Origin of the sequence: Pseudomonas sp. CIP-10 (assembly GCF_020911845.1) — a bacterium.
Lineage (GTDB): Bacteria > Pseudomonadota > Gammaproteobacteria > Pseudomonadales > Pseudomonadaceae > Aquipseudomonas > Aquipseudomonas alloputida.
The window spans coordinates 1,178,093-1,203,489 of record NZ_CP087160.1 but is presented as its reverse complement, the minus strand read 5'-3'; the positions used below and the strand labels follow the sequence as shown (position 1 = coordinate 1,203,489).

The window sequence follows — 25,397 nt, the reverse complement described above, 5'->3', positions numbered from 1 at the left end:
CCCACTGCAGACCAGTGGGTGCCGGGAACCGAAAATGGATTGGCGTAAATTTACAACAAGTTGCCTCAGAATGACGACTGAATCTTCAAGCCAGCGACCAGCGCGTTATCCACCTCGTCCACCCCGCCAGGGCTCTTGATGTACTGCAGGTTGGGCCTCACGGTCAGCCAGTTGGTGACGTGGAAGCCGTAGTAGAGCTCTGCGTTGTATTCGGTACGCTGCAGCGGTACGAAACCAGGGTTGTCGTAATCGTTGATGCCGCTCTGTGCGTTGAGCAGTTCGGCGCGCTTCTTCACGTCGTCATTCACATGAATTCGCGCCACGCCGAAGCCGATATCATCCTTGGGCCGAGCGTCGAAAGCGCCTTTGTAGACCAGCCCCACCTGCTGGTAGTTGTCGACCACGTTGGTGGCCTTGTCGTGCACGGTGAAGTTGGCGAACAGGCTGAGGCCACGGTTGACGTCGCCGCCATGGGCAGTGACCTGCTGCTGCGCCACCACCCACCATCCGTGCTTGCTGGAATGCGACTTGAAGGCCTCACCGGTCAGCGCCTGCGGGTTGCCGTTGACGTCGTCGTACACATCGTCAGCCTTGGCCGTGCTGTAGTAGTAACCCAGGCGGTACTCGCCCGGCAGACCATTGACCTTGGGCGACCACACCGCTTCCACCGGCAGGATCGCACCCTTGGTACCGCTACCGCTCAGCTTGAAGCCGTTGCCGGTTTCCAGGTTGGAGGGGTTCTGCTCGAAGGCCCCGACCTGCACGAAGAACGCCGGGGTGATGTTGTACTTCACCCGCAGCGCCCACTGGCTGACCGGCCAGTTGTACCAGATACCGCCCACCCAGTTGCCCACCTGCGAGCCGCAGAAGGCCAGGTTCTGGAAGTCGCAAGGGAAGCTGTTGAAGTCCTCCCCCTCGCCAAAACGGCCAAATTTCACGTCAAGCGCGCCGTCAAAGTACTTTTGCTTGATCCACATCTGGGTCAGGCGCCAGGTCTGGCCACGGCCCCACACCTCCTGCACCGAGCTGAACTGCCCGGCGCGCGGGTCGCTGATGCGGTCGTTGGACAGGTTGCGACCGCTTCGCTCGGTGATTGCCAGCTTGAACTCGGCATCATGCCAGCCCAGTATCTTCTGCAAGTCCAGATGCGCGCCGAGGGCGAACTGGTCGCTGTAGCGTGCGGTCTTGTCGTCGTTGTAGCCGCCATGCAGGTTGCCAGCCACCTCGCCCACATAATCGAGGGTGAAGTCATAGCCCTTGTCCAGCAGCTCGGTCCGGGTGCCGCCCCAGTCGCCGGTCATCCATTTGGATTCGCTGGAAAAAGCCTCGGCAGCCTGTGTACCGCTGCTGCCTACAAGTGCAAGCAGGGCCAGCGATCCCAGTGTCTTGATGCGTTTGCGCTGTTCCATCCCTTTGCGTCCTCTTTTTCTTATTGATGGTGTAGACGATTCAACGGCCTTTGAAGTGAGCCACGTTGTCCTTTGCGGTTGCGCCAGTGCTGGCCAGGTGCAGGCGCTCGCCATTGGTAGCGTCGAACAGCAGCACCCGGGCCGGGTCGAATTGCAGGTTGAGGGTGTCACCCACCCGGCACGCCACATCTGGCGCCAGGCGGCAGCACACCTTGGTCTGGTTGAGCGTGACGAACACCAGTAGGTCCGGCCCGGTGGGCTCTATGACCTGCACCTCGGCGCGGATAGCCGGCAAACCATTGCCGTCAGCAGCGCCCAGGGCAATCTGCTCAGGGCGGATGCCGAGGATGATCTCGCGCCCCTCCAGCGCGTCAGCAGCCAGCCCCAAAGGCAGCTCGCAGCGCGCCTGGCCGCTGTCGAGCAACGCCAGCAAGCGGCCGTCCTGCCTGGCCAGACGCACCGGAATGAAGTTCATTGGTGGCGAACCGATAAAGCTGGCCACGAACTGGTTGGCCGGGTCGTTGTAGATCTGCTGCGGGGTGCCGAACTGCTGGATGATGCCGTCCTTCATCACCGCCACCTTGTCGCCCAGGGTCATGGCCTCGATCTGGTCATGGGTGACGTACACCGTGGTGGTCTTCAGGCGCTGGTGCATCAACTTCATTTCGGTGCGCATTTCGACCCGCAGCTTGGCATCGAGGTTGGACAGGGGTTCATCGAACAGGTAGATCTTGGGTCGCCGCGCCAGTGCCCGGCCCATGGCCACGCGCTGCTGCTGGCCGCCGGACAGCTGCGCCGGCTTGCGCGCCAGCAAGTGTTCGATCTGCAGCAACTTGGCCACCCGCGCCACTTCCTCATCGATGGCGGCCTGGGGCAGCTTGCGGATCTTCAGGCCGAATTCGATGTTCTCGCGCACGCTCATGGTGGGGTACAGCGCATAGGACTGGAACACCATGGCGATATCGCGGTCCTTGGGGCTCATGCCACTGACGTCCTGCTCGTCGATGAGGATGGCGCCGCCGGTGATCTGCTCCAGGCCGGCGATACAGTTCATCAAGGTCGACTTGCCGCAGCCCGACGGGCCCACCAGGATCAGGAACTCGCCATCCTTGATCGACAGCTGGATGTCCTTGAGGGTATCCGGCAGGCCGCTGCCGTAGGTCTTGTTCACATTGCGAAGTTCGAGCGTTGCCATGGCTTACCCCTTGACCGCGCCGGCCGTCAGCCCGCGCACGAAATATTTGCCTGCCACCACGTAGACCAGCAGGGTTGGCAGGCCAGCGATCATTGCTGCCGCCATGTCGACGTTGTATTCCTTGGCCCCGGTGCTGGTATTGACCAGATTGTTCAGGGCTACGGTAATCGGTTGCGAGTCACCGCTGGAGAACACCACGCCGAACAGGAAGTCGTTCCAGATCTGGGTGAACTGCCAGATCAGGCAGACCATGATGATCGGCGTGGACATCGGCAGGATGATGCGGCGGAAGATGGTGAAGAACCCGGCGCCGTCCAACCGTGCGGCCTTGACCAAGGCGTCGGGGATGCTCACGTAGAAGTTGCGGAAGAACAGCGTGGTGAAGGCCAGGCCGTAGACCACATGCACCAGCACCAGGCCACCGGTGGTGCTGGCCAGGCCAAGCTTGCCGAGGGTGAACGAGGCAGGCAGCAGCACAGTCTGGAACGGCAGGAAACAGCCGAACAGCAGCAGGCCGAAGAACAGTTGCGAACCTCGGAAGCGCCACATCGACAGCACATAGCCGTTCAGTGCACCAATCGCGGTGGAGATCAGCACCGCGGGCACGGTGATCATGATCGAGTTCCAGAAGTAACCGCTGACCGCTCCCCAGGCCTTGACCCAGCCTATGCCGGTAATCACTGCAGGCCAGCTCAGCAGGTTGCCGGTGCTGATGTCTTCGGGGGTCTTGAAGCTGGTCAGCAGCATCACCACCAGCGGTACCAGATACAGCAGCACGGCGATCAGCAACACGGCATGGATGGCCATACGGCTGAGGCTGAGCACCGGCTTGTCGACAGGACTATGCATGGCGTTTGCTCCGCAGCTCCGAGTACAGGTAAGGCACGAGGATCGCCAGGATTGCCCCGAGCATCAGGATGGCGCTGGCCGAGCCCATGCCCATCTGGCCGCGGCTGAAGGTGAACGAGTACATGAACATTGCCGGCAGGTCGGAGGAGTAACCCGGGCCGCCGGCCGTCATTGCCGCCACCAGGTCGAAGCTCTTGATGGCAATGTGCGAGAGGATCATCAGCGCGCTGAAGAACACCGGGCGCAGGCTGGGCAGCACCACGGTCCAGTAGATACGCGGCAGGCTGGCACCATCCATTTGCGCAGCGCGGATGATCGACGGGTCAACGCCACGCAAGCCGGCAAGGAACATTGCCATGATGAAGCCCGAAGCCTGCCACACGGCCGCGATCACCAGGCAATACACCACCCGGTCGGGATCGATCAGCCAGTCCAGGCGAAAACCCTCCCAGCCCCAGTCGCGCAGCAGCTTGTCCAGGCCCATGCCGGGGTTGAGCAGCCACTTCCAGGCCGTGCCGGTGACGATCATCGACAGTGCCATGGGGTACAGGTAGATAGTGCGGATGAAGCCCTCGCGACGGATGCGCTGGTCGAGCAACACTGCCAGCAACACACCGATGGCCAGGCTGATGGCAATGAACAGGCCGCCGAACAGAAGCAGGTTCTTGCTCGCCACCCACCAGCGGTCGTTGTCGAACAGACGGGCGTATTGCGCAAGGCCCGCCCACTTGTAGGTAGGCAGAAAGGTCGAGGTGGTGAAGGACAGCACGAAGGTCCAGAGGATGTAGCCGTAGAAGCCCACCAGGACGATGAACATGCTGGGTGCCAGCACCAGCTTGGGCAGCCAGCGCTGAAGCGCGTCCAGGGGTGAGGCCCGCAGTTGGGCGGTGGTCGTAGTCATGTCTTGGATCCCGAGGTAGTGGCGGTGCTACGCACCGCTTCGCGGGCAAGCCCGCTCCCACAGGTCCGGCGTCATGACCAGGAACAGTGGTGAGCAGGGCCCATCTGGGAGCGGGCGTGCCCGCGAACAGCCGTTACTGGGCAGCCTTGATCGCCGCCGCCAGCTTCTTCGCCGCATCGGCCGGGTCGGCCTTGGGGTCGTTGATGTAGTTGGTCACCACATCGAAGAACGCACCCTGCACAGCCAGCGTGGTGGCCATGTTGTGCGCCATGCTCGGCTGCAGGCCGCCGGTCTTGGCATCGGCAAGGAAGTCCTTGGCGGAGGTTTGCGCGCAGGCATCGAAACCGTGCTTGCCCATGTCGGCGAGCATGTCGTTACGCACCGGGATCGACCCTTTGTTGATGCTAAAGACCTTCTGGAAGTCCTCCCCCAGCACTTTGCGCGCGATGTCCTGCTGCCCGGCAGAGGTGCCGGCGTTGTTCTGTTTGAACACCACCAGCGAGTCGATGTTGTACAGGAAGGCCTTGTCGGTACCGGGGAACGGCACGCACTGGTAATCCTTGCCGGCGGTTTTCTTCGCCAGGGTCCATTCGCTCTTGGCCCAGTCGCCCATGATCTGCATGCCGGCCTTACCGTTGATGACCTTGGCGGCTTCCAGGTTCCAGTCCTGGCCCTTGCCGTCCGGGTCCATGTAGGTGGCGACCTTTTTCAACTCGGTCAGCGCCTTGACCATCTGCGGCCCGGTCAGCGTTGCACTGTCGAGGTCGACCAAGGCCTTCTTGTAGCCATCGACGCCCATCACCGACAGCACCACGCTTTCGAATACGGTGCTGTCCTGCCAGGGTTGGCCACCATGAGCCAGCGGGATGAAGCCGGCCGCCTTGAGCTTGTCGGCGGCGGCGTAGAATTCGTCGAGGGTGGTAGGCGCCTTGTCGATGCCGGCTTTTTTGAACACCTCGGGGTTGATCCACAACCAGTTGATGCGGTGGATGTTCACCGGTACAGCAACGTAATCACCGTCGTACTTCACGGTGTCGGCCACTTTCTTGTCGAGCAGCGAATCCCACTTTTCGGCCTTGGCCACATCCTTGAGCACATCGGCATCAAGCAAGCCGGTGGCCGCCCAGTCCTGGATGTCGGGGCCTTTGATCTGCGCGACACCGGGCGGGTTGCCTGCGACGGCGCGGCTTTTCAGCACGGTCATGGCCGTGGCACCACCACCACCGGCAACAGCGCCGTCCTTCCAGGTGAAGCCGTCTTTCTCGACCTGCGCCTTGAGCACATCGACCGCCGCCTTTTCACCGCCAGAGGTCCACCAGTGCACGACCTCGACACTGCCTTTGGGTTCGGCAGCCGAAGCCCCCAAAGGAAGTAAAGAAGCCAGAGAGATTGCGGCAGCGAGACGGAGCGTGGAATTCATCGGAGCACCTTTCTTGTTGTTATGCCGTGCAAGTCGATCGCTTGCGTAGCATGAAGTCTAAACAGCGTGCCCGCCTCGTCAGGTAACGAAACGATGCGTGAATGTCATCATCTGGTTACATAGCTGGAGCTGGCCAGGTTACTGGCCAGGCTGGGTGCCAGCGGCAAGCCTGGCAGCAGCAGCGCCTGGTAGGCGTGGTAGAGGTCGGGCTTGCCTGGCCAGAGGGTCCCCGCTGGCCGGTTGCGGGCATCGAGTTCGTGGTGCCAGCTGCCAGCGACAGGGTCGATGAAATGGTTGGCGATAAAGCCCCAGCAGTTGCGGTACCACTGCTCGTACTGGGCTTCGCCGGTGCGCAGCAACAAGGCTGCTGCGGCGGCACAAGCTTCGGCGTGCACCCAGTGCAGGCGTGCATGCACCACCGGGCGATTGGCCCAGTCCAGGGTGTAGACGAAACCTGCAGCGCCATCGACATTCCAGGCATGCTGGCAGGCGGCATCGAACAATCTGCAGGCACTGTCTGGAAGCCACTGCGGGGCGAACAACCCGGCCCGTTGCAGGCTGGCCTCCAGGTGCAACAGGAGCCGTGCCCACTCCATGGCATGCCCGGGCGTAGTGCCATAGGGCCGGAAGTGGTCGGCGGGGTGCTCGCGGTTGTAATCCGGCAGCGGCTGCCAATGGGCGTCGAAATGTTCGATGACCCGATAACCGTTGGCGGCGGCATGGGTATGGATAATGCGCTCAGCAATGCGCAAGGCGCGTTGCAGCCAAAGGCTGTTGCCGGTGGCATCGGCCAGGGCCAGGAATGCCTCGGTCGCGTGCATGTTGCTGTTGGCGCCACGGTATGGCTCAGGCAGTTGCCATGCGCGAGAGAAGGTCTCTCGAAGGGCACCCTTGGCTTCGCTCCAGAAGTGCGTTTCGATCACCTCGGTTGCATCGGCCAGCAACAGCTGGGCATCGGCTGCACCGGCCACCACTGCAGAGCTGGCGGCAAGGGCGACGAAGGCATGCAGGTAGGCGGCCTTGCCGCTGTCTTCCTGGCCGCCGGGGTGGGCGAACCAGCCACCGTAGCTGGCGTCCTGCATGGCCCCACGCAGGGCAGCCACACCGTGTTCGGCATAGGCCAGGCTGCCGGGAATGCCCTGCAGATGGGCCAGGGCGAAGCAGTGGGTCATTCGCGCGGTATTCATGGTTTCGGCGCAGGCGCCGGGCGTGAGCTGGCCTTTGGCATCCAGGTTGCCAAAGCCGTCGGGCAGTTTCGCGGCTTTGGCGAATGCCAGCAGGCGCTGCGCTTCGGCCAGGCGCCAGGCGGTATGGGCCGGGGCGTTGAGCCAGCTGGTGGGCGGCAGGTTGAGGGTGTTCATGGGCCAGCTTGATCCTTGCCAGTCGTTTGCGAATTCTAGCCAGCGGGGTCATGGCGGATGTCACGAAGGACGACGGGATTGTCACCGGTCAGTGACATTTGGGGTGCCTGTGCGGGCCTCTTCGCGGGTGAACCCGCTCCTACAACGGCCGAGTCAGGTTTGCGTCGCAGGAGCGGGTTCACCCGCGAAGAGGCCCGCACAGGCACCCCAAAAATTCAATCCATACCCCGCGGCAGATACAGGGTCACCCGCAGCCCGCCCTCACGCAGGTTCAGCAAGCTCACCTCGCCCCCATGGCTATGGGCGATGTTGCGCGCAATGCCCAACCCCAGCCCATAGCCCTGCTGCTGCCCGGCCAGACGGAAATGCGGCTCGAACACCTGTTCCAGCTGCTGTTGCGGCACCCCGGGCCCCTGATCATCCACCTGCAGCACAAAGCCCTCTGCCCCGTCGATGATGCGTAGCCGCGCCCGTTCGCCGTACTTGATGGCGTTGTCGATCAGGTTGCCGATGCAGCGACGCAACGCCAGCGGCTTGCCCGGGTAAGGCGCCAACGCCTGGCCCTCGACGGTGATGCGACCATCGCCCAGGTAAGGCTCGGCCAAAATCTCCAGCACCTGGTTAAGGTCGACCGGCTCGATGTTTTCGTGGATGTCGGTGTCCTTCACGCACTGCAAGGCGCCTTTGACCAGCAACTCCAGCTCGTCCAGGTCCTGGCTGAACTTGGCTTGCAATCGCTCGTCTTCCAGCAGTTCGACGCGCAATCGCAGGCGCGTGATCGGCGTGCGCAAGTCGTGGGAAATGGCGCTGAACAGCTGGCTGCGTTCGGTCAGGTAACGGCTGATACGCTCGCGCATGCTGTTGAATGCCCGGCTCACCTCGACCACTTCGCTGCCGCCAGCTTCAGCCACTGGCGCCACATCGGCACCCAGCGACATCTCTCGGGCGGCCCGCGCCAGGCGCTTCAGTGGCCAGCTTTGCCAATGCACCAGCAAGCCGATGAACAGCAACAGCAAGGCCGTGGTCAGCACGATGAAGCCGATCTGCTGGCGCGGCAGGCGTTCGGCTTCCAGCCCCGTGTACGGTTCGGGCAACAGTGAGGCGATGTACAACCATTCGCCCTCGCCCAAGCGGATCTGCGTGACCAGTACCGGGGGTTTCAGCGGCTCCAGGGTCAGCGAATAATGGGCCCATGAGCGCGGCAGTTCGTCGAGTTTGAGGCCGCTGTTGAAGATGCGCAGGTCGTCAGGCCCGACAAACTCCACGGAAATTTCCATCTGCGAACCCAGGCGCTCGTGCAGCACCTGCTGGAATACATCGATCACCGCTTGCTTGCGAGGGGTAACGGGCAGTGCCTGCATGTCCAGCGGTGTGGCGTTGAGCGACACGAAGAAACGCGTGCCGCCCATGCTGCGCAATTGGTCGAGCACCAGCGGCCGATAGGCCACCGGCAGCGAGCGGAAGTAACTGACGCTGGCACTCATGGAATGGGCCAGGCTGCTGGCGCTGGCACGCAGCCCCTGAAGCTGGCTGGCCCGCAGCTGGGAAACCCAGATAATGCTGGACAACCCCTGGGCCAGCAGGACAACCAGCAAGGTCAGCAGCAGCATGCGCCCCAGCAAGGAGCGCGGCAGCAGGCGCCAGCGCCGCTCAGGGCGCACAGCAGACATGCGCCGCCAACAAGTAGCCACTGCCACGCACGGTGCGGATCAGCCGGGGAGGTTTGTCGGTATCGCGCAGGCGCTGGCGCAGACGGCTGACCGCCATGTCGACGATACGGTCCAGCGGCATCGGTTCGCGGCCACGGGTGGCGTTGCCGATGGTGTCGCGGTCGAGGATTTGCTGCGGGTGATCGAGGAACAGTTTGAGCAGGGCAAAGTCGGCGCCAGAAAGGATCACCTCCTCTCCATCACGGTGGAACAGGCGGTGGCTGACCGTGTCCAGGCGCCAGTCGTCGAAGGCCAATACGGCACTGCCCGGCGCCGCCTGGCCGAACTCGGAGCGGCGCAACAAAGCCTTGATTCGCGCTTGCAATTCGCGGGGGCTGAACGGCTTGCCCAGATAGTCGTCAGCGCCCAGCTCCAGGCCGATGACCCGGTCGGCCTCGTCGGAGCTGGCGGTGAGCATGATGATAGGTACGCGCGCCTGGCGTGGGTGCTGGCGTACCCAGCGGCACAAGCTGAAGCCGTCTTCGTCGGGCAACATGACGTCAAGAATGACCAGGTCGCAGGGCGTGGTTTCCAGCGCGTGGCGAAAGCCCTTGCCGTCAGCCTCGGCATGTACCTGGAAGCCGGAGCGGCTCAGGTAGGTTTGCAGCAGTTCACGGATTTCCTGGTCGTCGTCGACCATCAGGATCGATTTGCCGGCAGTGCTCAAGGTGGTCCTTCCTCTTGTTGATTGCAGGTCTTTTTGCCTGCTGTCGGGTAGTGCCATTGGCGCCGCAAAGCGGCTCCATCAGTGATCCAACGCCTGCTGCAACGCTACCCCTGCCCCCTCCAATCCGGAAAATTCCGCCGTCACCAGCCACACCGGCACCCCGGTAAAATAGCCACTCATACACCCCTTGTCGGCAAAACTCGCGGCAAACCCGCTACGCAGGAACAGCTCGGCAAAGCGCGGAATCACACCGCCCACAATATAGACCCCGCCTCGCGCGCCCAGCGTCAGCACATTGTTACCCGCCACTCGCCCAAGGAAACGACAGAACTGCTCGACCACCGCCAGCGCCCGTGGCTCACCGCCCAGTGCGGCGTCGGTGATATGCGCCGGGGTCTTGTGCCTGGGCGTGTCGCCGTCCAGCGCACAGATCGCCTGGTACAGCCGCACCAGGCCACCCCCACTGAGCACGGCCTCGGCGCTGACATGGCCGATCTGACTGTGGATCTGCTGGTGGATTGCCGCTTCGCGAGCATTGCCTACCGGCAAGTCAACATGCCCGCCTTCACCCGGCAGGGCCTTCCAGTGCTGTTCGCCCAGACGCAGCAGCGAGCCCACACCCAGGCCAGTACCTGGCCCGATCACCAGTGCCGGCCTCGAGGGGTCGGCCTGGCCGGGGCACACCGCGCGGAACTCGCCTTCGCGCAGACGCGTCATGCCCAGCGCCATCGCGGTGAAATCATTGATCAGCAACAGTCGCTCGACCTGCAAGGTCTTGCAAAATGCCGTGCGGCTCAGGCGCCAGTGGTTGTTGGTGAAGCGAAATTCATCGCCATCGACCGGGCCGGCCACCGCCAGGCACACCGCCGCCAGGCCACCGCGGGCGATACCTTGGCTTTCCAGGTAGGCCTCGATGGCCTGCTCGGGGTTGGTGTAGTCCGCGGTGGCGAAAACATTTACTTCATGCAGCTGGTTGTCACGCCACAACGCAAAACGGGCATTGGTGCCGCCAATATCACCAACCAGCAGGTGCTTCATTTGAGGTGCTCCAGGGCCGAGGTAAAGGCACTGGCGCCCTGCTCTGCCGGGCTGAACGCCATGCGCATGAAGCCGAACAGCTCGCGCCCACACCCCAGGTCGTTGCCCTGGGGGGCTGGCGGCAGCTCACGGCTGGCCAGTTCTTCGGCCGACACCATGATCCGCAACGTGCCTTCGACTCCGTCGACCCGCACGATATCACCATCGCGCACCCGCGCCAGCGGGCCGCCGTCGTAAGCCTCCGGGCAAACGTGGATGGCCGCAGGGATCTTGCCCGAGGCACCGGACATACGCCCGTCGGTAACCAGCGCCACCTTGTAGCCACGGTCCTGCAATACACCGAGGAACGGGGTGAGTTTGTGCAGTTCCGGCATGCCATTGCAACGCGGGCCCTGGAAGCGCACCACCGCGACAAAGTCACGCTCCAGCTCACCGGCCTTGAACGCGTCGGCCAGCGACTGCTGGTCCTGGAACACCCGCGCCGGGGCCTCGACCACCTGGTGCTCGGGGGCAACGGCAGACACTTTCATCACGCCACGGCCCAGGTTGCCCTCCATCACCCGCAGGCCGCCTTCGGCCGAGAATGGTCGCGACACCGGGCGCAGGATGCTTTCGTCCAGGCTGTGTTGCGGCCCTTCGCGCCACACCAGCTTGCCATTGTCGAGGAAGGGTTCCTGGGTGTAGCGGCGCAGGCCATGGCCGGCCACGGTGTTCACATCTTCGTGCAGCAGGCCGGCATCGAGCAGTTCACGAATCAGGAAGGCCATGCCGCCGGCAGCCTGGAAGTGGTTGATGTCGGCCTTGCCGTTGGGGTACACGTGCGACAGGGTCGGCACCACTTCGGAGAGGTCGGCCATGTCCTGCCAGGTCAGCTGGATACCGGCAGCCTGGGCAATCGCCGGGATGTGCAGGGTGTGGTTGGTCGAGCCGCCAGTCGCGTGCAGCGCGACGATGGAATTGACCAGCGCCTTCTCGTCGACGATTTCGCCCAGCGGCATGAAGCTGCCGCTGGCCTTGGTCATGCGCGTCACCTGCTGCGCAGCCTCGGCGGTGAGTGCGTCACGCAGCGGCGTGTACGGGTTGACGAACGAGGCGCCCGGCAGGTGCAGCCCCATCACTTCCATCACCAGCTGGTTGGTGTTGGCGGTGCCGTAGAAGGTGCAGGTGCCGGGGCTGTGGTAGGAATTCATCTCGGACTCCAACAGCTCTTCGCGGCTGGCCTTGCCTTCGGCATAGCGCTGGCGCACATCGGCCTTCTGCTTGTTGGAGATGCCGGAAACCATAGGCCCACCCGGGACGAAGATGGTCGGCAGGTGGCCAAAGCGCAGCGCGCCCATCATCAGCCCGGGGACGATCTTGTCGCAGATGCCCAGCATGAGTGCTGCGTCGAACATGTTGTGCGACAGCGCTACCGCCGTGGACATCGCGATCACTTCACGGCTGGCGATCGCCAGCTCCATGCCCGGCTCGCCCTGGGTCACCCCGTCGCACATGGCCGGCACGCCACCGGCGAACTGGCCGACCGAGCCGACCTCGCGCAGGGCCTGCTTGATCTGCTCGGGGAAGTGCAAGTAAGGCTGGTGGGCAGACAACATGTCGTTGTAGGCCGAGACGATGGCCACGTTAGCCGCGTTCATCAGGCGCAGAGTCTGCTTGTCTTCGCTGCCGCAACCGGCCACGCCGTGGGCGAAGTTGGCGCACTGCAGGCTGGCACGCATGGGGCCTTCACTGGCCGCACCGCGAATCAGTTGCAGGTAGCGTTCGCGGGTGGCGCGGCTGCGTTCGACCAGCCGCTGGGTGACCTCAAGGATGCGCGGATGCATGTACTGGACTCCAGGCTAATTGTAAGGGCGGTTTACCGGGCATTTCCCCTCCAAACGATTGCGGCCTAGGCTCATGGTTAGGAGCCCGCTGCATCGGTGGAGGCACGTTGCCCAACCACTCGTTGTATATTTAAACAAAATACTGCCACTAAAAAGGCTTGTTTTCTATCAGCCAGTGAATAATCTTGTAATTCCAACAACAAAACCGTTTCAGTGAAGCTCCTTTGTGCCATAGGTTTCACTCGAACTGCCAGAGGTACTGCCATGACCCTTCGCATCGCCATCAATGGATTCGGCCGAATCGGGCGCAATGTCCTGCGCGCACTGTATACCCAAGGCTACCGCCAGGACCTGCAGGTCGTCGCCATCAACGACCTGGGCGACAGCACCATGAACGCCCACCTGCTCAAGTACGACAGTGTCCACGGCACCTTCGACGCGACCGTCGAGGCCGACCACGAAAGCCTGACGGTCAACGGGGACCGTATTGCGGTCAGTGCCATTCGCAATCCGGCCGAACTGCCCTGGAAGGCCGAGGCGATCGACGTGGTGTTCGAGTGCACCGGGCTGTTCACCGACCGCGCCAAAGCCGCTGCGCACCTGGCCGCCGGGGCGGGCAAGGTGATTGTCTCGGCTCCGGCCAAGGGTGCCGATGCCACTGTGGTGTACGGGGTCAACCACGACATCCTGCGGGCCTCGCACCAGGTCATTTCCAATGCTTCCTGCACCACCAACTGCCTGGCGCCGATCGCCCAGGTGCTGCACCGGGAGTTCGGCATCGAGCAAGGCCTAATGACCACCATTCACGCCTACACCAACGACCAGGTGCTGACTGACGTTTACCACAGCGACCCGTACCGTGCGCGTTCAGCCACCCAGTCGATGATCCCGAGCAAGACCGGTGCCGCCGAGGCCGTGGGCCTGGTGCTGCCGGAGCTGGCCGGCAAGCTGACCGGCATGGCGGTGCGGGTGCCCGTCATCAACGTGTCGTTGGTGGACCTCACCGTCAACCTCAAGCGCGAGGCCACGGCCGAGCAGGTCAACCAGCTGTTCCTCGAGGCCAGCAAGCATTCCAAGGTATTGGGCTACAACGCCCTGCCATTGGTTTCCTGCGATTTTAACCACAACCCGCTGTCGTCGATCTTCGATGCCAACCATACCCGGGCCAACGGGCGGATGCTCAAGGTGCTGGCCTGGTATGACAACGAGTGGGGGTTCAGCAACCGGATGCTGGATAACTGCCTGGCGCTGCACCGGGCTGGCTGACGCGACCCGTGTGGGGGCAACTGCCCTGCTCAATTTCTAAAAGCTGGCGCGATCCCTGTGGGAGCGGCCTTGCGTCGCGAAAGGGCCGTGCAGCGGCCCCAGGATCTCCGCATCATGCATAGATTGCTGGGGCCGCTTTGCGGCCCTATCGCGACACAAGGCCGCTCCCACAAGGGTTGCTCAGGCCTCGTGGCAAACGTGGTCGTCGACCAAGGTATAACGCACCGTGACCGATGAATGGTTAGGGCAGGCTCAAGGTTGCAGGCCGCTCCCACAAAAAGCACACGGCATCCCGCGACTACAATCTTTACCTTTTCCTGATAATTCCACACTTGACCTGCAGCAAGGATGATAAGCATTATCATTAACCTTTCGTCGGCCAGGTCCCCCCGTGAGTCAGTCCCGGTTCAATTCCGTCTTCCTCGTTCAGCGCCTCACCCTGCTGCGTACCCTGCAGCGCATGGTCGGTAACCCCAGCACGGCCGAAGACCTGCTGCAGGAAACCTACCTGCGGGTGTCCCGCGCGCTGGGCGAGCGGCCCATCGAGCACATCGAGCCGTTTGTGTTTCAGACCGCGCGCAACCTGGCGTTGGACCACCTGCGTGCACGCCGGGTGCAGGCACGCATGCTGGTCGACGACGTGCCCGACGAAGTGCTGCACAGTGTCGCCGCGCCCGCCACCAGCAGCGAGGATGCCGCGCACGCCGAGCAGTTGCTCAAGCACCTCAGCGTCAGCCTCAATCAACTGAGCGAGCGCCAACAACGCATTTTCATCCTAAGCCGCCTGCATGGCGCCACCTATCTGGAAATCGCCGAACAACTGAGTGTTTCGCCCAGCACGGTACAAAAGGAACTGAAACTGATCATGGCAATCTGCATGGGTGTTGCCGAACGACTCAAGTAAGCTGACCGCAGGCGAACGGCAACGCAAAGCCCTTGCCACACCCCGCCTTAGTCTTGATCATTCGCAAAAAACCATTCAAGGATTCACCGTGACCGACAGCCCTGCTCCTCGCCCGTCACCTGCCAGGCCTATTGCCCGTGCTCGTGCCATGGACGAGGCGCTGGACTGGCTGGTGCGCCTGCAATGCGCAGATGCCGAGGACACCCAGGCCTTTGAAGCATGGCTGAGCGCCGCGCCCGAAAACGCCGAGGCCTATGTCGAGGCTGAGGCACTGTGGAACGGTGCGCCGTTGCATCAGGTGGCCACGCACATGCACCAGCGGCAACGCCGCTCATTACGCGGGCGCCTGCGCAGTCACTGGAAACCCCTGGCCACCGCGGCGATGCTGCTGGTCGGGCTGTTCACCGTCGGTAACCTGCCCATGCGCCTGCAGGCCGACCACCTTACGGTGGTCGGCGAGCGCCAGCGCTTGCAACTGGAAGACGGCGCAAAAGTGCTGCTCAACACCAATTCAGCATTTGCCAGCGAACGCCAGGACGGCCGCCAGGTCGCCCGCCTGCTACAGGGCGAGGCTTACTTCCAGGTCCCCGAGGGCGCTCAGTTGCCGCTGGAGGTTGAAGCCGGGCCGTTGCGCGCACAGGTGCGCGACACCGACTTTGCCGTGCGCTACCTTGACGGCGAGGCCCAGGTACGGGTGCAACGCGGTGATGTCGACCTGCAGGGGGAGCGCGACCAGCGCATCCGCTTGACTGCCGGCGACAGCATCAGCGTCGGCCCCCAGGGCTTTGGCCAGCGCCAGCGCCCCGACATGCACAAGGACCTGGCCTGGATCGACGGCCGTCTGGTGTTCGAGAACTGCCCGTTGAGCCAGGTACTGGCCGAAGTGCAGCGCTACTACCCGGGCTGGATCATCAACCGCAATGCGCAGCTGGAGAACGTTGCCGTCACCGGTAACTATCGCCTCGACCAGCCGCTGGAAACCCTGCGCGCACTGGCCCACATCACCTCGGCACAACTGCATGAGTACCCGGCGCTGGTCATCCTGAACTGACCCCTGAATTATTTTTACGCGATCGCACTCGCCCGCCCGTCTCGTTATAGCCAATGCAACTGATTCTTGTTTAAAGCAAGAACAGCCATCACCTATAACAGCCCGCGCGTCTGGGAGCGCTTCCGATGTCCACTGGTCCTACCCGCTCGTCCAACCTTCCCCGCCGTACAAGCCAACTGTCCCTGTTGACCCTTGCTCTGCTCGCCAGCGGCGCCTGCAGCCTGCCGGCGCTGGCCGCCGAGCCGGCCCAGGCCAGCAGCCCGCGCATGGGCGACTACCGCTTCAGCATCGACCAGCAGCCGCTGGTGTCGGCGATCAACGCCTTCAGCCAGGTCACCGGCTGGCAGGTCGGCTTCAGCGCCGAGCTGGCCGACGGCGTGGCTTCGCCAGGCGTACAAGGTTCGCTGCCGCCAGATGCTGCCCTCAAGCGCCTGTTGCGGGGCACCGGGCTGAGCTTTCGCAAGATCAGCAACGGCAATGTGGTACTGGAGCGCCAAACCGCAAGCAACGTGATCGCCCTGCAGCAGGTGACCGTCAGCGCCACCCGCAGCGCACAGGACGTCAGCCAGGTGCCGAGCACTGTCAGCGTGCAGACCCGTGAGCAACTGGACCGGCAGAACGTGAACAATATCCAGGATCTGGTGCGCTACGAGCCGGGGGTGTCGGTATCCGGAACCGGCCAACGCAGCGGGCTGAACGGCTACAACATCCGTGGTATCGACGGCGAGCGGATCCTCACCCAAGTCGACGGCGTGTCGATCCCCGACAGCTTCTTCTACGGCCCCTACGCCCAAACCCAGCGCAACTACGTCGACCCGGAAATCGTCAAACGTGTGGAAATCCTCCGCGGCCCGGCCTCGGTGTTGTATGGCAGCAACGCCATCGGCGGTGCGGTGAGCTACTTCACCCTCGACCCGGACGACATCATCAAGCCCGGTAAAGACGTGGGTGCACGCCTGAAAACCGGCTACAGCTCGGCCGACGAAAGCTGGCTGACCTCCGCCACCGTCGCCGGCCGCCAGGGTGATTTCGACGGCCTGCTGCACCTGAGCCAGCGCAACGGCCACGAGACCGAAACCCACGGCAGCCACAGTGGCGACGGCCTGTCGCGCACCGAAGCCAACCCGATGGACGTGCGCACCACCAACGTGCTGGCCAAGCTGGGCTGGAACTACGCCGACGACGCGCGCCTGGGGTTCACCTACGAGCGCTACAAAGATGACCGCGACCAGAACATCCTCAGCGCGGTGGGTGGGCCGTTCATCCCCGGCTTTGGTGGCATGAACTCGTACCGCATGCGCCAAGGCAACGACACGATCACCCGTGAACGCTTCGGCCTCAATCATGAATTCGACCTCGATAGCGTGGTCGCAGATCACGTCAAATGGAGCCTCAACTACCAGATCGCGAAGACCGACCAACGTACCGATGAGCTGTATGTCGCCTCGGGACGCCAAGTGCTTCGGGACCGGCAGACTACCTACAAGGATCGCCAGTGGGTATTCGACGCCCAATTGGACAAGGCCTTCAGCATTGGCCAAACCGACCACCTGTTTACCTACGGCACCACATTCAAACAGGAGAAAGTCACGGGTTCACGTAGCGGCACCGGCACTTGCCTGAACATCGGGGGTACCTGTACAGCCATCGGACAGGACAGCGCGCGTGACGGCCAGGCCTTGGTCAGCGACTTCCCGGACCCGACCGTGAATACCTACAGCCTGTTCGCGCAGGATGAAATCCGCTGGAACAACTGGACCTTCATGCCCGGCGCGCGCTACGACTACACCCGTATGGAGCCCAAATTCACCGAGGCATTCCTGCGTGGCCTGGAGTCCAGCGGTACGGCGCCTACCTCCCAGGACGATTCGGACAAGAAGTGGCACCGCGTCTCGCCCAAGTTCGGCCTGACCTACGCCTTCAACGACAATTACACCTGGTACGGCCAATATGCAGAGGGCTTCCGCACGCCGACCGCCAAAGCCATGTATGGCCGCTTCCAGAACCTGGACCAAGGCTACCGCGTGGAGGGCAACCCGAACCTTGAGCCTGAAAAGAGCAAAAGCTACGAAACCGGCCTGCGTGGCAACTTCGACGCCGGCAACTTCGACGTGGCAGTGTTCTACAACAAGTACCGTGATTTCATCGACGAAGATGCCCTGCAAAGCGCCAACCTGGAACAGACCTTCCAGGCCAACAACATCAAGCACGCCACCATCAAGGGTGCCGAATTCAAGGGCCGCCTGAACCTCGACCACTTCGGCGCACCGCAGGGCCTCTATACCCAAACCTCGATTGCCTACACCTATGGTCGTAACGATGACACCGGTCAACCGCTGAACAGTGTCAACCCGCTCAAAGGCGTATTCGGCCTGGGCTACGAGCAGCAGAACTACGGTGGCTTGCTGAGCTGGACGCTGGTCAAGCGCAAGACCCGTGTCGACGACAGCACCTTTTATTCGCCTGACGGTTCTACCTCGAAGTTCCGCACCCCGGGCTACGGTGTGCTGGACCTGACCGGCTACTACAAGGTCACCGACGACGTCACCATCAACGCCGGGCTGTACAACCTTACCGACAAGAAGTACTGGCAGTGGGATTCGGTGCGCAGCTACGACGGCCAGGGTGAGGCGGCTGTGACCCAGCCGGCCAACATCGACCGCCTGACCATGCCGGGGCGCAATTTCGGTATCAATGTGGTTTGGGATATCTGACCTGAGCTGCCACTAGTCGATGTGTTCCGTCAGTGCCGGCCCCTTCGCGGGTAAACCCGCTCCTACAGGAACTGCGCATGCCTTGAGCCAGTGATGCGCCTGTAGGAGCGGGTTTACCCGCGAAGAGGCCGGTACTGGCAAACCAAATACCGGCTTTTTTTACTGTCCCGCTCCCGCTGTTTCGTCTTGTATCTAGACGCCCTCTTTCCAAGGACTGCCCCATGACCGAACGCCCAGCCCTGCGCTCCCAGCGCTTGAACCAGATCACCCACGCCCCGCACGCCGAACTGGATGCCCTGGTCAAATCCCACGCGCCTTTCGACAGCCGCGAAAGCTTCGCCCGCTTCGTCGTCGCGCAGTACCTGTTCCAGTCCGAGCTGCAGGCCCTGTACAACGACCCTCAGCTGATCGCCATCGTCCCTGATCTGGCTGAGCGCTGCCGTGCCGACCAGGCCCGCCTGGACCTTGCCGACCTCGACACCGAAGTACCGGCCGCCGTACCGGGTGCCGTGGGCAAGCTGAGCCTGGGCGAGGCAATGGGCTGGATCTTCGTCTCCGAAGGCTCCAAACTGGGCGCTGCGTTTCTGATCAAGCGTGCCGTGGCCCTGGAACTGTCCGACAGCTTCGGTGCCCGTCACCTGGGGGAGCCCGCCGGTGGCCGTGCCGAAGGCTGGAAGCAGTTCACCCGCATCCTCGATGGCCTGGCGCTCTCGCCGGAAGAGGAAGCGGCTGCCGAGCGCGGTGCAGTGGCCGCTTTCGAGCGCTTCACCGAGCTGCTCAAGCACGCCTACGCTGCGGATGCCGCGCTGGTCTGATACGCCGAAGCCGGCCACCCCTCCGGTGGCCGAACCGTTTTATGCAGTGAGAACATGACCCGACCAGCCCGCTCGAAACTCGCCCGCCTGTTGTATGGAATCCTGGCCTACGTGAGCCTCGGGGTGGGCCTGGTCGCCATTGTGATTCCTGGCTTGCCGACCACCGAGTTCATCCTGCTGGCCGCCTGGGCCGCCACGCGCAGCTCACCGCGCCTGTCGGCATGGCTGGAGAACCACCGGCTGTTCGGGCCAATTCTGCATAACTGGCGCAACGGCAAGGTGATCCAGCGCCGGGCCAAGGTCAGCGCAACCATCAGCATGCTGCTGTGCGCGGGCCTGATGCTGACCTTTCTGGAACACCACTGGCCAGTATTCCTGGCAATCGCCGGCATGACCCTGGGCAACCTGTGGATCTGGTCACGCCCGGAACACGCCTGCCCTGCCCCGTCACAAGCTCAGCAGCCCTGAATACAAGGCGTAGGCCGCCAGCGCGGCACCCACCAGCACGGCGGCGAAAATCAGCTTTTCCCAGGCCGTGAACAACGTCTGCCCCTGCTCATGCTTGGCCCTCGCGAACAAGATGACGCCGGGGGCGTACAGCAGCGCCGAAAGCAGCAGGTACTTGAGCCCGCCGGCATACAGCAGCCACACGGCATACAGCAGGGCAACCAGCGCCACCAGCAAGTCCTTGCGCCGCAACCTCGGCTGCCCGGCATAGGTTTCTGCGCGCATCGCCAGCAACACGGCATACGCCGCAGACCACAGGTAGGGCACCAGGATCATCGACGAGGCCAGGTAGATCAGACTGGTGTACGTACCGGCGGAGAACAGCGTAATCAGCAGGAAACCCTGAATCATGCAGTTGGTCAGCCACAGGGCGTTAGCCGGCACATGGTTGGCGTTTTCCTTGGCCAGAAAGCGCGGCATGGTCTTGTCCCGCGCAGTGGCGTAAAGGATTTCGGCACACAGCAGCGCCCATGAAAGCAAGGCGCCAAGCAGCGAGACCGCCAGGCCGAGGCTGATCAGCAAGGCGCCCCAGGGGCCGACGATATGCTCCAGCACCGAGGCCAGCGAGGGGTTCTGCAGCCCGGCCAGTTCCGGTTGGGTCATGATGCCCAGCGACAACACGTTGACCAGCACCAGCAGCGCCAGCACACCCAGAAAACCGATGACCGTGGCCTTGCCCACGTCTGACCGACGCTGGGCGCGCCCGGAATACACGCTGGCACCCTCTATGCCGATGAACACGAATACGGTCACCAGCATCATGTTGCGCACCTGCTCCAGCACGCTGCCGAATTGTGGGTTGCTCAAGCCCCAGATATCCCGGGTGAAGATATCGGCGCGGAAGGCGAATGCCGCGATCACCACGAAAATCAGCAAAGGCACCACTTTGGCGACGGTGGTGACCTGGTTGATGAAGGCCGCCTCCTTGATGCCGCGCAGTACCAGGAAGTGCACCGACCACAGCAGCAGCGAGGCACAACCGATGGCGATGGGTGTGTTGCCTTCGCCGAACACCGGGAAGTAGAAACCCAGGGTGCTGAACAGCAGTACGAAGTAGCCGACATTGCCCAGCCAGGCGCTGATCCAGTAGCCCCAGGCCGAGGAAAAGCCCATGTACTCGCCAAAGCCGGCCTTGGCGTAGGCATATACCCCTGAGTCCAGTTCCGGCTTGCGGTTGGCCAGGGTCTGGAACACGAAAGCCAGGGCCAACATGCCGACTGCGGTGATCCCCCAGCCGATCAGCACTGCACCCACATCAGCACGCGCGGCCATGTTCTGCGGTAGCGAGAAGATCCCGCCGCCAATCATCGACCCGACCACCAGCGCGATCAGCGCGCCCAGGCGCAGCTTCTGTCCCGGTTCGCTCATGAGCCTCCCTTTCTTCCAGCCCTGTCATGCGTTTGAAACAGCCTTGCTGGCTATATAAATACCGTTACTTATACTGAAGCCGTGCGCCCAACCTATATCACTCATAACTGCTTTGTCTATGTACCTGCTCCCTCAAAACTAGCAGCAGTCCAGCAACTAGAAAAGAAACTGATAAAACTCGAAATTCTTGTGAAAAATTTGCTAAAGCGGCAAAAGCGGCTAGTTTCAAGCTTCGCAGGCTGAACAGAGCGTTTGCTCTAGAAGGACATGGAGGTGCCAGCACACAAGGCCTGCAGCTCAAGCTGTCGGCACTCTCCAGGAGCACCCGTGAAGGAAATTTCCTACCTTCACGTCGCCTTAAACTGACGTAAGTCAGGTCAAGGCAACGGCGTCGGATCTATTCTGTCGTCAACTTTCTCCTGGCAGGAGTTGTTAAATGTCTGATTCATCCGGAAAACTAAAGCTCGGCGCATTAGTTGCACTTGTCGTCGGCTCGATGATTGGCGGCGGGATCTTCTCGCTGCCGCAAAACATGGCCGCCAGCGCAGGGGTTGGGGCCGTGCTGATCGGTTGGGGGATCACCGCGGTCGGCATGCTGACCCTGGCTTTCGTGTTCCAGACCCTGGCCAACCGCAAGCCCGACCTGGATGGTGGGGTGTATGCCTATGCCAAGGCTGGCTTCGGCGACTACATGGGCTTTTCCTCGGCCTGGGGCTACTGGATCAGTGCCTGGCTGGGCAACGTCGGCTACTTCGTGCTGCTGTTCAGCACCCTGGGTTACTTCTTCCCGATCTTCGGTGAAGGCAACACCCCAGCCGCCATCATTGGCGCGTCGATCCTGTTGTGGGCGGTGCACTTTCTGGTACTGCGCGGCATCAAGGAGGCAGCCTTCATCAACCTGGTCACCACTGTGGCCAAGGTGGTGCCGCTGGTGCTGTTCGCCCTGATCTGCCTGTTCGCCTTCAGGCTCGACATCTTCACCGCCGATATCTGGGCCGTAGGCACGCCAGAGCTTGGCAGCGTCATGAACCAAGTGCGCAACATGATGCTGGTTACCGTGTGGGTATTCATCGGCATCGAGGGCGCGAGCATCTTCTCGGCGCGGGCAGAAAAACGCACCGACGTGGGCAAGGCAACGGTGATCGGCTTCGTGACCGTGCTGCTGTTCCTGGTGTTGGTCAACGTGCTGTCGCTGGGCATCATGACTCAACCGGAACTGGCCAAGCTGCAGAACCCATCGATGGCTGCCGTGCTGGAGCATGTGGTCGGCCACTGGGGGGCGGTGCTGATCAGCGTCGGCCTGGTCATCTCGCTGCTCGGGGCGCTGCTGTCGTGGGTGCTGTTGTGCGCCGAGATCATGTTCGCCGCAGCCAAGGACCACACCATGCCGGAGTTCCTGCGCCGCGAGAACGCCAAACAGGTACCGGCCAACGCCCTGTGGCTGACCAACGCCATGGTGCAGATCTTTCTGGTCATCACGCTGTTCTCAAGCAGCACCTACCTGTCTCTGATCTACCTCGCCACCTCGATGATCCTGGTGCCCTACCTGTGGTCGGCAGCCTATGCGTTCTTGCTGGCACTGCGCAGCGAAACCTACGAACAGGCCCTGGCCGAACGCAAGAAGGACCTGATCATCGGTGGCATCGCCCTGTTGTACGCCATCTGGCTGCTGTACGCCGGCGGCGTGAAATACCTGCTGCTCTCTGCCCTGCTCTACGCACCTGGCGCCATCCTGTTCGCCAAGGCCAAGCGTGAGGTGGGCAAACCGGTCTTCACCAACGTGGAAAAACTGATCTTCGCAGCCGTGGTCATTGGCGCCCTGGTGGCAGCCTTTGGCCTGTATGACGGCTTCCTGACCCTTTGACCCACGTCTTCGCTCAATTGGAGGAATGAAACCATGTCCGCTGAAAAACAGAAGTACGGTGTCCACTCCGAAGCCGGCAAACTGCGCAAAGTGATGGTTTGCGCACCGGGCCTGGCGCACAAGCGCCTGACGCCGAGCAACTGTGACGAACTGCTGTTCGACGATGTGATCTGGGTCGACCAGGCCAAGCGTGACCATTTCGACTTCGTCACCAAGATGCGCGAGCGTGGTGTGGATGTGCTGGAGATGCACAACCTGCTGACCGATATCGTGCAGAACAAAGAGGCCCTCAAGTGGATCCTCGACCGCAAGATCACCCCTGATACCGTCGGCGTAGGCCTGACCAACGAAGTGCGCAGCTGGCTCGAAGGCCTGGAGCCACGCCACCTGGCCGAATTCCTGATCGGCGGCGTGGCAGGCCAGGACCTGCCGCAGAGCGAAGGCGCCGAAGTCGTGAAGATGTACAACGACTACCTGGGCCACTCCAGCTTCATCCTGCCACCCCTGCCCAACACCCAGTTCACCCGCGACACCACCTGCTGGATCTACGGCGGCGTGACGCTGAACCCGATGTACTGGCCGGCGCGTCGCCAGGAAACCCTGTTGACCACCGCCATCTACAAGTTCCACAAGGCGTTCACCGAGGCCGACTTCCAGGTGTGGTATGGCGACCCGGACAAGGACCATGGCAATGCCACCCTCGAAGGCGGTGATGTGATGCCGATCGGCAATGGCATCGTGCTCATCGGCATGGGTGAGCGCACCTCGCGCCAGGCCATCGGCCAGCTCGCGCAAAACCTGTTCGCCAAGGGCGCCGTCAAGGAAGTGATCGTCGCCGGCCTGCCAAAGTCCCGCGCCGCCATGCACCTGGACACTGTCTTCAGCTTCTGCGACCGCGACCTGGTCACGGTCTTCCCGGAAGTGGTGAAAGAGATTGTGCCATTCATCATCCGCCCGGACGAAAGCAAGCCTTACGGCATGGATGTACGCCGCATCAACAAGTCGTTCATCGAAGTGGTGGGCGAGCAACTGGGTGTCAAGCTGCGCGTGGTCGAGACCGGCGGCAACAGCTTCGCCGCCGAGCGCGAACAGTGGGATGACGGTAACAACGTGGTGGCCATCGAGCCGGGCGTGGTCATTGGCTACGACCGCAACACCTACACCAACACCCTGCTGCGTAAGGCCGGCATCGAGGTCATCACCATCAGCGCCGGCGAACTGGGCCGGGGCCGTGGCGGCGGCCACTGCATGACCTGCCCTATCGTGCGCGACCCGATCGACTACTAACGACCATTACGCCCGGCCGCACCCATGAAGTGGCGGCCGGGACATCACCGAACTCAAGGAGAAACTGTCATGGCGTTCAACATTCACAACCGCAACTTGCTCAGCCTGGAACACCACACCACCCGCGAGTTGCGCTACCTGCTGGACCTGTCCCGCGACCTCAAGCGCGCCAAGTACACGGGCACCGAGCAGCAGCACCTGAAGGGCAACAACATCGCCCTGATCTTCGAAAAAACCTCCACCCGTACCCGTTGTGCCTTCGAAGTCGCAGCCTATGACCAAGGCGCCAACGTCACCTACATCGACCCCAACTCCTCGCAGATCGGCCACAAGGAAAGCATGAAGGACACCGCCCGTGTGCTCGGGCGCATGTATGACGCCATCGAGTACCGTGGCTTCAAGCAGGAAATCGTCGAAGAGCTGGCCAAGTTCGCCGGCGTGCCGGTGTTCAACGGCCTGACCGACGAATATCACCCCACCCAGATGATCGCCGACGTGCTGACCATGCGTGAGCACAGCGACAAGCCGCTGCACGACATCAGCTACGCCTACCTGGGCGATGCCCGCAACAACATGGGCAACTCGCTGCTGCTGATCGGCGCCAAGCTGGGCATGGATGTGCGCATCGCCGCGCCCAAGGCACTGTGGCCGCACGACGACCTGGTCGAGCGCTGCAAGCAGTACGCTGAAGAAAGCGGCGCACGCATTACCCTCACCGAAGACCCGAAAGCCGCGGTCAAGGGTGTCGACTTTGTGCATACCGACGTGTGGGTATCGATGGGCGAGCCGATCGAAGCCTGGGGTGAGCGCATCAAGCAGCTCAAGCCTTATCAGGTGAATGCCGAACTGATGAAGTGCACCGGCAACCCGCGGACCAAGTTCATGCACTGCCTGCCGGCATTCCACAACTCCGACACCAAGGTAGGCAAGCAGATCGCCGAACAATACCCGGACCTGGCCAACGGCATCGAAGTGACCGATGACGTGTTCGAATCGCCAGCGTGCATCGCCTTCGAGCAGGCGGAAAACCGCATGCACACGATCAAGGCGATCCTGGTATCGACCCTGGCTGATCTGTAAGGGCTGTCTCGATAGCGCGGCCACCCCGCCCTTGTGTGTGTGTGTGTAGGAGCGGGTTCACCCGCGAAGGCGTCAGCCCAGGTAACGCTGTTGGTGCTGCCGACGCATTCGCGGGTAAACCCGCTCCTACACCGGGGAGCGGGGCGGTCCGAGCGCAGCGTCCCCTCTT

At 62.5% G+C, this 25,397-nt stretch carries 21 protein-coding genes; 9 read left to right on the top strand and 12 right to left on the bottom strand.

The features are described from left to right. Window positions 1–65: 65 nt before the first annotated feature. From LMH93_RS05440 to LMH93_RS05390, 11 genes are all read right to left on the bottom strand, one after another. A complete protein-coding gene (locus tag LMH93_RS05440; protein WP_004575641.1) occupies window positions 66–1,409 on the bottom strand; it encodes a carbohydrate porin in 1,344 nt (447 codons plus the stop codon). A 40-nt stretch (window positions 1,410–1,449) separates the two neighbouring features. After that, entirely contained in the window at window positions 1,450–2,604 is a 1,155-nt protein-coding gene (locus LMH93_RS05435; protein ID WP_230064897.1) for an ABC transporter ATP-binding protein, read from the bottom strand. A gap of 3 nt (window positions 2,605–2,607) precedes the next feature. Beyond that, window positions 2,608–3,453 (bottom strand): carbohydrate ABC transporter permease, encoded by an 846-nt coding sequence (locus LMH93_RS05430; protein ID WP_003255048.1) that lies wholly within the window; start codon window positions 3,451–3,453, stop codon window positions 2,608–2,610. After that, a complete protein-coding gene (locus tag LMH93_RS05425; RefSeq protein WP_003255050.1) occupies window positions 3,446–4,354 on the bottom strand; it encodes a carbohydrate ABC transporter permease in 909 nt (302 codons plus the stop codon). The genes LMH93_RS05430 and LMH93_RS05425 overlap by 8 nt, the downstream gene beginning before the upstream one ends. A gap of 133 nt (window positions 4,355–4,487) precedes the next feature. After that, entirely contained in the window at window positions 4,488–5,774 is a 1,287-nt protein-coding gene (locus LMH93_RS05420) for an ABC transporter substrate-binding protein (RefSeq protein WP_230064896.1), read from the bottom strand. Between the two features lie 107 nt (window positions 5,775–5,881). Further along, window positions 5,882–7,135, bottom strand: coding sequence for a D-mannose isomerase (locus tag LMH93_RS05415; protein ID WP_230064895.1), 1,254 nt, complete (start codon window positions 7,133–7,135; stop codon window positions 5,882–5,884). A gap of 215 nt (window positions 7,136–7,350) precedes the next feature. Then, a complete protein-coding gene (locus tag LMH93_RS05410) occupies window positions 7,351–8,805 on the bottom strand; it encodes an ATP-binding protein (protein ID WP_010952195.1) in 1,455 nt (484 codons plus the stop codon). After that, window positions 8,786–9,511, bottom strand: a complete 726-nt coding sequence (gene gltR / locus LMH93_RS05405; RefSeq protein WP_003255055.1) for a two-component system response regulator GltR — start codon at window positions 9,509–9,511, stop codon at window positions 8,786–8,788. The genes LMH93_RS05410 and gltR overlap by 20 nt, the downstream gene beginning before the upstream one ends. A 78-nt stretch (window positions 9,512–9,589) precedes the next feature. Next, on the bottom strand, window positions 9,590–10,549 hold the full coding sequence (locus LMH93_RS05400) for a glucokinase (RefSeq protein ID WP_230064894.1): 960 nt from the start codon (window positions 10,547–10,549) through the stop codon (window positions 9,590–9,592). Next, window positions 10,546–12,372: a phosphogluconate dehydratase gene (gene edd, locus LMH93_RS05395; protein ID WP_003255057.1), complete on the bottom strand. Its 1,827-nt coding sequence runs from the start codon at window positions 12,370–12,372 to the stop codon at window positions 10,546–10,548. Before edd ends, LMH93_RS05400 begins: the two co-directional genes overlap by 4 nt. 77 nt (window positions 12,373–12,449) lie before the next feature. After that, a complete protein-coding gene (locus LMH93_RS05390) occupies window positions 12,450–12,638 on the bottom strand; it encodes a hypothetical protein (protein WP_135007147.1) in 189 nt (62 codons plus the stop codon). Between LMH93_RS05390 and gap the strand changes: the two genes are divergently transcribed. The 6 genes from gap (at window position 12,637) to LMH93_RS05360 (ending at window position 19,590) form a co-directional block, all read left to right on the top strand. Next, window positions 12,637–13,638, top strand: a complete 1,002-nt coding sequence (gap, locus tag LMH93_RS05385; RefSeq protein ID WP_014589858.1) for a type I glyceraldehyde-3-phosphate dehydrogenase — start codon at window positions 12,637–12,639, stop codon at window positions 13,636–13,638. The two genes, LMH93_RS05390 and gap, sit on opposite strands and share 2 nt — an antisense overlap. A gap of 391 nt (window positions 13,639–14,029) precedes the next feature. Next, window positions 14,030–14,542, top strand: a complete 513-nt coding sequence (locus LMH93_RS05380) for an RNA polymerase sigma factor (RefSeq protein WP_003255059.1) — start codon at window positions 14,030–14,032, stop codon at window positions 14,540–14,542. A gap of 88 nt (window positions 14,543–14,630) precedes the next feature. Beyond that, on the top strand, window positions 14,631–15,593 hold the full coding sequence (locus LMH93_RS05375) for a FecR family protein (RefSeq protein ID WP_047605015.1): 963 nt from the start codon (window positions 14,631–14,633) through the stop codon (window positions 15,591–15,593). Window positions 15,594–15,718: 125 nt separating this feature from the next. Then, window positions 15,719–18,307: a TonB-dependent receptor gene (locus LMH93_RS05370; RefSeq protein WP_230064893.1), complete on the top strand. Its 2,589-nt coding sequence runs from the start codon at window positions 15,719–15,721 to the stop codon at window positions 18,305–18,307. Window positions 18,308–18,528: 221 nt separating this feature from the next. Further along, on the top strand, window positions 18,529–19,122 hold the full coding sequence (locus LMH93_RS05365; protein WP_121782918.1) for a biliverdin-producing heme oxygenase: 594 nt from the start codon (window positions 18,529–18,531) through the stop codon (window positions 19,120–19,122). 54 nt (window positions 19,123–19,176) lie between these two features. Continuing rightward, complete coding sequence (locus LMH93_RS05360) at window positions 19,177–19,590, top strand: YbaN family protein (RefSeq protein WP_003255065.1); 414 nt, start codon at window positions 19,177–19,179, stop codon at window positions 19,588–19,590. Here the strand turns inward: LMH93_RS05360 and arcD (LMH93_RS05355) are convergent. Next, complete coding sequence (arcD, locus tag LMH93_RS05355; RefSeq protein ID WP_003255067.1) at window positions 19,570–20,997, bottom strand: arginine-ornithine antiporter; 1,428 nt, start codon at window positions 20,995–20,997, stop codon at window positions 19,570–19,572. The two genes, LMH93_RS05360 and arcD (LMH93_RS05355), sit on opposite strands and share 21 nt — an antisense overlap. Window positions 20,998–21,433: 436 nt before the next feature. On the opposite strand from arcD (LMH93_RS05355), the gene arcD (LMH93_RS05350) reads away from it, so the two are divergent. The 3 genes from arcD (LMH93_RS05350) to LMH93_RS05340 all read left to right on the top strand — a co-directional run bounded on the left by arcD (LMH93_RS05350) (window position 21,434) and on the right by LMH93_RS05340 (window position 25,228). After that, window positions 21,434–22,861 (top strand): arginine-ornithine antiporter, encoded by a 1,428-nt coding sequence (gene arcD / locus LMH93_RS05350; protein WP_003255071.1) that lies wholly within the window; start codon window positions 21,434–21,436, stop codon window positions 22,859–22,861. A 33-nt stretch (window positions 22,862–22,894) separates the two neighbouring features. Continuing rightward, window positions 22,895–24,148 (top strand): arginine deiminase, encoded by a 1,254-nt coding sequence (gene arcA / locus LMH93_RS05345; RefSeq protein WP_003255072.1) that lies wholly within the window; start codon window positions 22,895–22,897, stop codon window positions 24,146–24,148. Between the two features lie 69 nt (window positions 24,149–24,217). Beyond that, on the top strand, window positions 24,218–25,228 hold the full coding sequence (locus LMH93_RS05340; RefSeq protein ID WP_230064892.1) for an ornithine carbamoyltransferase: 1,011 nt from the start codon (window positions 24,218–24,220) through the stop codon (window positions 25,226–25,228). Window positions 25,229–25,397 lie beyond the last annotated feature (169 nt).